Here is a 7,875-nt window from a genome sequence, read left to right as displayed (position 1 = left end):
TGGGAATCGTGCGCGAAACAGACGTTGCAGCCGGCGCACTCGCGGATGTCGTCGATCCGGCCTTCCTCGATCTTCCTGGGCAGGAAGGGGTCCGCGATCGAGGGGCGGGCGGCGCCTATGAAATCGGTGATACCTTTCTTTATCTGGCCGACCATGGTGTCGGGGGACGTGAACCGGCCCACCGTCACGACCGGCTTGCCGGTGACTTTTTTCGCGAACGCGACGTATTCCTCGAGGGCGGCCTCCTTGACGAACCGGGAGCTGCCCATCTCCCACGAATAGTCGGCGACGACGAAGTCCCAGAGGTCCGGCAGGTCGGCCAGCATTTCCACCATGTCGCGCTGCTCGTCGTTGTCGATGTGCCCGTCGCCGTCGGCCGAGAACCTCACGGCGACGGCGCACTTGTGGCCGACCGCCTCCTTGGTGTCCTCGATCATCTCGCGCACCAGCCGCACCCTGTTCTCCAGGGAGCCGCCGTACTCGTCGCCGCGCCGGTTCCAGCCGCGGGACAGGAAATTGGAAAGCAGATAGCCGTGGGCGGCGTAGACGTAGACGATGTCGAACCCGGCCCGCACCGCCCTGCGGGCGGCGTCGACCTGCCAGCGCCGCAGCTCGTGTATGTCCTTCCTGTCCATGACCTGGCTCTGGACCGGAGCATCGGACGGAACACTGTCGACGTCGAGCGTGACCTCGCGGGACAGCAGGTTGGAGGTTACCCCGCCCCCGTACCACAGCTGCACGCCCGCCAGGGCGCCGTGGCGGTGAACCTTTTCCGTCATCAGGGCCTGGGCCTTGACGTCCTCGTCGTCCCAGAGGGTCGCGGACCGGAAAGGGCTGTTGTCGGACGTCGCGTGGATCGAGCAGTACTCCGTGCACACCACCCCCCAGCCGCCTTCGGCCTTCACCTCGCGCATGGCCGCCAGGGTCTTGGGCATCATGTATCCCATGCCGGTGCAGTGCGGCACCTGGTAAAAACGGTTCTTGGCGGTGACCGGCCCGATTTTCACCGGCTCGAAAAGGACGTCGTAGCGAGGATCGCGTGTCATAAATTGTCTCCGTTCGGTGTTATTCATACTCGATACTACATACTAAACACTAATCGATGACGGGCAGCCGGGCCCGTCCGTCCATGCAGTTGATTGCGGTCGCAAATATCCCGGCCATGGGTCGATGTCTTGTGACGTCCCCCCGTTATGCGCCGGTGCGAGCCCTGCGGCGCTAGCCGCCCCCCTTCCCCTGCATCATGCGCATCAGGCGCTCCTTGAGCGCGGCGCGCTCCCGCGCGTGGGCCTCGGGGGAAATTTCCCCTTTATCGCGGCGCTCGTCCAGGTCGGCCAGCGCCTCGAGGAGCGCTTCCTTCTCGCTCCCCGCGGGCGTAGGGGACGCGGCGGGATGGGGCGCGGCGGGAGGGGACGCGGCGGGAGGGGGCGCGGCGGGAGGGGACGCGGCGGGAGGGCCGGCCTTCCGCATGCGAAAGAGCGTCCAGGCGACGGCGAGCGCGATGATGATCGCCCCCGCGAGCGCGCCGGCGCGGAGCTTCTTCTCCGGCGTCCACCGCGCTTTCAGATGGACGACGAGAGGCTGGCCGGGGGCGAGGTCATGCGCCTGCACGTGCAGGTACTTCACGCCCTCGAACTCCACCTCCTCGGCCTCGCTCAGTTCGGGGCCGGAGGGGCGCACGCCCTTGCCCGCGACGAGCACGCCGACCATCTGGGTCGGAAAATCGACGGGAATGACGAGCTCCTTCGAGCGGGGCACGATGTAGTCCGCCACGACGTCGAGCATGCCCGGGCGTATGGGAACGTGGCTCTCGACGACGTTTTCCGAGACGTGCACGCCCGGGAGGCCCTCCCGCACGGCGATTTGCGCGGCGCCTTCGGGAAGCGTGAGCCGGAGCGTCGGCTCCGCGTCGTCACCAAGGAAGGTGTAGCGCTCCGGATTCATGAAAGCCATCATGTCGCGCACATGCACCGCACCGCCCTCCACGCTTGCGAACACGTGGCGCACGTGCGCGTGGAGCTGCGGCGTGCCGGGCTTGCTCTCGTACACGGCCAGCACCAGGTCCTCGGCCTCCGGGGCGTCTTCCCCCGCTCCTTCCTCCCGCGCTTCGGGCGGGGCAGGGGGGACGATGGGGTCGGTGAGATAGCGCACTCCCTGGTATTCGGTCGCCACGGTGAAGAACGTGTGGTGGTCGAACTCCAGGTCGCGGAACGCGAAGCGCCCCTCTTCGTCGGTGATCCCCTCTTCCCGGTGGGTTTCCGAAATATCCTCCATGCTCGTCCAGTCGTGCCGCTGAAGGAGCACCGGCGCGTCGGCGAGCGGCGCGCCTTCATCCGAGGCCGTCAGGTTGAGGACGCGCCCCTCGACGTCGAAGGCGCCCTCTTCGGCGTAAAGGAAGACGCCGCCGAGCACGAGGAAGCAGTTGAGCGCGCCCGCAAGGCGTGCTAAATTGGTTCTTTTCACAGAGCATTCTATTCCAGTTTAGCCTGTTGCGTCAAAGGAACACGTTCGCATGCCGTCGAAACGCTACGTCATCTCCGGGCTGGTGCAGGGAGTATGCTTTCGCGCTCACACCCAGCGCGAGGGGCGCCGACTGGATCTCACGGGCTGGGTCATGAACCTGCCCGACGGCCGCGTCGCCATCCTGGCGCAGGGCGACGATGAAAAACTCGCGGCGTTCGAGCGCTTCCTGTACGAAGGTCCCCCCGGCGCCCGCGTCGAAAAGGTGGAGGTCAAGGAGGCCAAGCCCGATGAGAGTCTTTCGAATTTCGAGATACGGTTTTACCACCCCTCCGGCTGAGGCGGTGTCTCGGCGGTAAAACGCGCAGACAAATGAATCTCTCCTCGTTCATCCGCGACGTGCCCGATTTTCCCAAGAAGGGAATCGTCTTCAAGGACATCACGCCGCTCCTTCAGTCGCCCGAGGCCTTTCTCCACGCCGTGCGCCTGATGGCCGGGCCGTTCCGGGACAAGGGTGTTTCCAAGGTGGCCGGCATCGAGTCGCGCGGCTTCATTTTCGGCACCGCGCTGGCCCAGGCGTTCGGCGCGGGCTTCGTGCCCGTTCGCAAGAAGGGAAAGCTTCCCTACAAGACCCTTTCCGAGTCCTACGCCCTCGAATACGGCACCGACGCGGTCGAGGTGCACGAGGACGCCGTGGAGCAGGGGGAGCGCGTGCTCCTGGTGGACGACCTTCTTGCGACCGGCGGGACGGCCGCCGCTTCCGTGGCGCTCCTGCGGCGCCTGGGGGCCGAGATCGCGGGCGCGACGTTTCTCATCGAGCTCGCGTTCCTGCAGGGCCGCGAGCGCATCCCCGACGTGCCCTTCCACACCGTCCTGCGCTACGATTAGCCCCCCCAGCGGCGACCTCTCTTTCCGGCCCTTCCCTAAACGTTTGCCCCCTTCGGGCGTATACAGTAGGATGACGGGGTGGCCTCTGCGAGTGAAGCGGCCTTGGAGCACAAGTGGATAACCAAGTGTCTTGACGGCGACACCGAGGCGTTCGGCCGCCTCGCCGAGCACCACCGCGGGCGGGTTTTCCGGGTAGTCTACGGCATGCTCCGGAACGCCGAGGAGGCCGAAGACGTGACGCAGGAGGCGTTCGTGAAAGCGTTCGAGGCCCTCAAGCGGTTTGATCGGAAGAGACCCTTCCTGCCATGGATTCTCTCCATCGCAACGCACCTCTCGATAGACCGCATCCGGCGCGCCAAGAGGGCGCGCGGTCTCGCAGCGGAGCACCCGGACGCGGCGGCGCTTCGTCCCGCCGGGACGGAGGCGGCCGACGAGTCCCTGGCCCGCCGGGAGCTGCGCGAGGCGCTCTGGCGGGCCGTCCGCGAGCTGGACGGGCGGATGCGCTCCGTGCTCTGGCTCCGGGACGTCGAGGGGCGCCCGACGGAGGAAGTGGCGGAGATGCTGGGCGTAGCGCCGCCGACCGTTCGCGTGCACCTCTTCAAGGCGCGCGCCCGCGTCCGAGAGCACCTTGACCGGGAAGGACCGAAAGGGAAGAAGAAACATGAGTCTTGACTGCCGGCGGTTGAAGTGGATGCTGCGCTCGCGCGAGCGGGAAGACCTGACCGCAGCGCAGCGCGAGCGCCTCGAAGCGCACCTCGCATCGTGCAAGGCGTGCGCGGACGCCTTCACGCCTCTTGAGGCGCCGCTCGCGGAAATTCTCCGCGACGAGGCGAAAGAAGCCGCGCGGCGCGGGGAGGAGGGCACTCCGGGCGAGACATTCCGCCTCCGCCTCGAGAAGAGGCTGGGTCGCGCCGGCTCGGACCGCTGGGGCTGGCACCTGATGCGTTCTCCCACCCCGCTGGGGCTGCGCATGCCGCAGGCCCTCGCGGGCACCCTGGTGCTCGTGCTGGTGCTGGCCGTCGCCTTCTGGGTGCTGCGCCCGTCCTTGGAGCACGAGGAAGACGTGCGCGTCGCTGAGATTCCCATGCCCGTGAAAAAAGAGGCCGGGGAGAAGCCGCGCGAGCCCGAGACCAAGCCGGAAGCCCGCGTTGCCGTGCCTCGTGAGCTCGAAAGCGTTTCGCGCGAGCGCGTTGCGAGCCTCGGCTACCTTTCGGGAGGGGAAGAACAGACCGAGCGTCCGGCCGCGATGGAGCCCACGGCGGTCGTCGCCCGCAAAAAGCGAGTCTTAGTCGCGGATTCGACTCCGGGCGTTGCCGGGACCGACGAAGGAGAAACCGCCGACCGCGTCGCCCGCTATACCGGGGGGTATGAGGCGAGCAGAATCGGGCCCCAGCCTGCGAGTCCCCGCGCGACCGCCATGGCAGCTGCGGCTCCGTCCGCGCAAGCCGAGCTGACGTCTCCGGGCAGCCCGCCCGGCACGTATTTCGGTTGGAGCAAGGTGGAAGGGCAAGTGGGGGTGTGGAGAAAAGCGTTAACCGAACGGGAAATCGACAGCGCCCTCGCAAATCGAGAAGGGGAAGAAAAAGTAGACCAAATCGTTCGAGCAAACCCTCAGAAGTATTATCAGGATTATTTGTTGGGACCCGTGGCGGATATTTCACAGCCATCTGAACGTGCAGCGATATCTTTGGCGAGGGCCGATCATCCTATCGCTATCAAGGCATTCGTGGATCGAGGTGATGAAGGAAGTATCACAAGCCTTTATGAATTCATTACAGGCAGTAGGTTCGGCCCGTTTGGGTCTCCTTCTGACGAGCTTCAACAAGCCGCGGAAGAATTAGCCGTTCCAGCCTTTAGGGAGCGTCTTACCGGCCCAAGAAAAATGCGAGCGGCAGAGGCCCTTTACTTTCTTGGCCACGTGGAGGAGGCGTTACCGGTTCTCATAGAGGCGGTAGAAAATGGAGAAGGAAGGCCGGGGGCATTCTCCAGGGTGGGGAAGAAGTATGATGAAAATTGCGGGTGCGAGCTATGGTTCTGGGATCCAAACCTTAAGCCGGTGTATGAAGCGGGGTTAAAATCTCCCGTTCTGGGAGTCCAAGAGAAGGCAGCACATGCTTTGATCCGGATAGGGGAAAACGAATTGGCCTTCGCAGCGCTGCAAGAATTGTTGAAACAAGACATTGAACGGTCTCTCGTGGTTGATTTTATCGGTAGGGGTATTTTATTTGATTTGGGACTTATTGGAACACCAGAGGCGATGAGGGTTGTCGCAAAATTCCTGAAACACGAGGACGCAGGGGTTCGAAGCAGGGCGAGAGAGATCTGTACCGAACGAAAGTTTCTAGTCGATTCGACCCCCGCCCCCTGATTACCGCTTCCTCTTGTATTTCCCCATCAGCACGGCCTCTTCGAGAACGTGCCCTTTCATCGCCTCAAGAAGCTCCTTCTTCGTCGCCCGGGCGGGAGGGGCGATTTCCGAGTCGAGGGCGTAGAGCTTGAAGAAGTAGCGGTGCGTCCCCGACGGGGGGCACGGGCCGCCGTAGCCCACGCGCCCGAAGTCGGTCTTGCCCTGCCGGGCGCCGCTTTCGAGCGCCTCGTCGGGTATCACTCCCTCGGGCAGCGACCGCGCGTCCGGGGGAATTCCCCACACCACCCAGTGCACCCACGTGCCCACGGGGGCGTCGGGATCGTCGGAGATCAGGGAAAAACTCTTAGTGCCCTCGGGCGGATTTTCCCAGCTCAGGGGCGGCGAGACGTCCTCGGCGTCGCAGGTATATTTTGAGGGAATCATCCCCTCGTGCCCGAACACGGAGCTTTTCAGAGTGAATCCCATGGCTTTTTCTCCTTTGGCGATCTTGATGAGCGTCGGCGTCCCCGCCTGAAGCTCGGGCAAGTCGCGGGGCTTTTCCTTTTTTTCCTCTATGTCGGCTTTCGCGCAGAACAGGGGCAGCGCGGCGCACATCGTGAGGAGAGCGACGGTTGCGCGCATGCTCATAGTCAATTTCTACTCCCCGCGGTAGTTCGGCGCTTCCTTCGTGATGGCGACGTCGTGGGGGTGGCTCTCGCGCACGCCGGCCTGCGTTATCTGGACGAAGCGCGCCTTCTCATGTAGCTCCGCGATGGTGGCGCAACCGGCGTAGCCCATGCCGGCGCGCAGGCCGCCCATGAGCTGGTGGACGATAGCCGCAAGGGAGCCCTTGTAAGGGATGCGCCCCTCGATGCCCTGGGCGATGAGGGTTTCCTCCTCGAACGCGTCGTAGCGCTGGAAGTAGCGCTCGGCGCCGCCCTCCTTCATCGCGGCGATGGAGCCCATGCCGCGGTAGGTCTTGTATGTGCGACCCTGGAAGATGACGGTCTCGCCGGGGCTTTCGTCCGTGCCGGCGAAAAGGCTCCCCATCATCACCGTGTCGGCCCCCGCCACGAGCGCCTTGAGGATGTCGCCCGAATAGCGGACGCCCCCGTCGGCGATGAGTGGAATTTTTGCTTTTACCGTCTCGCGGCGGACGTCCGCGATGGCCGTCAGCTGCGGAACACCGACGCCCGCCACTATGCGCGTCGTGCAGATGGAGCCGGGACCGACGCCAACCTTGACGGCGTCCACGCCGCAGTCGATGAGCGCCTTGGCCCCCTCCTGCGTCACGACGTTTCCGGCCACCAGGTGCGCGTCCGGAAATTTCGTCCGCACGCGCTCCGAGGTCTCGAGAACGCCCTTCGAGTGCCCGTGCGCCGAGTCGACGACCAGGACGTCGGCGCCCGCCCGAAGGAGCTCTTGCGCGCGCTCCAGGGCTTCGGGCGACGCGCCGAGGGCCGCCCCCACGCGGAGGCGCCCCATCTTGTCCTTGCTGGCGCTCGGGTACTTGATGCGCTTTTGAATGTCCTTGAACGTGATGAGGCCCTTCAACCGGTAGCCCTTGTCCACGACGAGGAGCTTCTCTATGCGGTGCTTGTGCAGGAGCTTCTTGGCCTCCTCCATGCCGGTGCCCACGGGCACCGTCACCAGGTTGTCCTTCGTCATGAGCTCGCGCACCTCGACGTCCGTCCGGGTCTCGAAGCGCAGGTCCCTGTTCGTCAAAATCCCCACGAGCTTTCCCGCGTCGTCCACCACGGGAACGCCCGAGATGCGGAACTCCTTCATCAGCTCGTGCACGCGGCGGATCTTCTCCGCGGGCTTCACGGTGACCGGGTCGACTATCATGCCGCTCTCGGAGCGCTTGACCTTGTCCACCTCGTTGCGCTGCGCCTCGATGGACATGTTCTTGTGGATGACGCCGAGGCCGCCCTGCTGGGCGATGGCGATGGCCATCTGCGCCTCTGTCACGGTGTCCATCGCCGCCGAGACGAGGGGAAGGTTCAGGGAAATCTTTCGCGCGAAGGCCGTTTGCGTGCCGACCTCGGAAGGCAGAACCTCGGAGTGGGCCGGCACGACCAGAACGTCGTCGAAGGTCAAGCCCGAAGAGATTCGCTCGTCCAGCATGTTTAAGCATAGTAAAAACCAGGCAAGGAAGCAAGCGGAAAGCTTGACAAGCC

The 7,875-nt window shown here is 64.7% G+C and carries 8 protein-coding genes; 4 read left to right on the top strand and 4 right to left on the bottom strand.

Going from position 1 to position 7,875, the window contains the following annotated elements; all coding sequences use genetic code 11:
* A partial coding sequence (locus JSV08_10180) for an NADH:flavin oxidoreductase (protein ID UCF80848.1) occupies positions 1-1,046 on the bottom strand: 1,046 nt, incomplete at its 3' end.
* Between the two features lie 172 nt (positions 1,047-1,218).
* Positions 1,219-2,463 carry a hypothetical protein gene (locus JSV08_10175; GenBank protein UCF80847.1) on the bottom strand — a complete coding sequence of 415 codons (1,245 nt, stop codon included), beginning with the start codon at positions 2,461-2,463 and terminating at the stop codon, positions 1,219-1,221.
* A gap of 49 nt (positions 2,464-2,512) precedes the next feature.
* Between JSV08_10175 and JSV08_10170 the strand changes: the two genes are divergently transcribed.
* The 4 genes from JSV08_10170 to JSV08_10155 all read left to right on the top strand — a co-directional run bounded on the left by JSV08_10170 (position 2,513) and on the right by JSV08_10155 (position 5,716).
* Positions 2,513-2,800: an acylphosphatase gene (locus tag JSV08_10170; protein UCF80846.1), complete on the top strand. Its 288-nt coding sequence runs from the start codon at positions 2,513-2,515 to the stop codon at positions 2,798-2,800.
* A 32-nt stretch (positions 2,801-2,832) separates the two neighbouring features.
* The gene (locus JSV08_10165) at positions 2,833-3,348 is read left to right on the top strand and encodes an adenine phosphoribosyltransferase (protein UCF80845.1); all 516 of its coding nucleotides are present in this window, start codon (positions 2,833-2,835) and stop codon (positions 3,346-3,348) included.
* Between the two features lie 78 nt (positions 3,349-3,426).
* A complete protein-coding gene (locus tag JSV08_10160) occupies positions 3,427-4,020 on the top strand; it encodes a sigma-70 family RNA polymerase sigma factor (GenBank protein UCF80844.1) in 594 nt (197 codons plus the stop codon).
* Positions 4,010-5,716 carry a hypothetical protein gene (locus JSV08_10155; protein ID UCF80843.1) on the top strand — a complete coding sequence of 569 codons (1,707 nt, stop codon included), beginning with the start codon at positions 4,010-4,012 and terminating at the stop codon, positions 5,714-5,716. Before JSV08_10160 ends, JSV08_10155 begins: the two co-directional genes overlap by 11 nt.
* Here JSV08_10155 and JSV08_10150 read toward each other — a convergent pair whose 3' ends face one another.
* Complete coding sequence (locus tag JSV08_10150; GenBank protein ID UCF81885.1) at positions 5,717-6,181, bottom strand: YbhB/YbcL family Raf kinase inhibitor-like protein; 465 nt, start codon at positions 6,179-6,181, stop codon at positions 5,717-5,719.
* A 171-nt stretch (positions 6,182-6,352) separates the two neighbouring features.
* Entirely contained in the window at positions 6,353-7,822 is a 1,470-nt protein-coding gene (guaB, locus tag JSV08_10145; GenBank protein UCF80842.1) for an IMP dehydrogenase, read from the bottom strand.
* Positions 7,823-7,875: the final 53 nt, after the last annotated feature.

The sequence above is a fragment of the Acidobacteriota bacterium genome (genome assembly GCA_020349885.1).
Classification (GTDB): domain Bacteria; phylum Acidobacteriota.
This window is presented reverse-complemented; position numbering and strand designations above follow the sequence as displayed.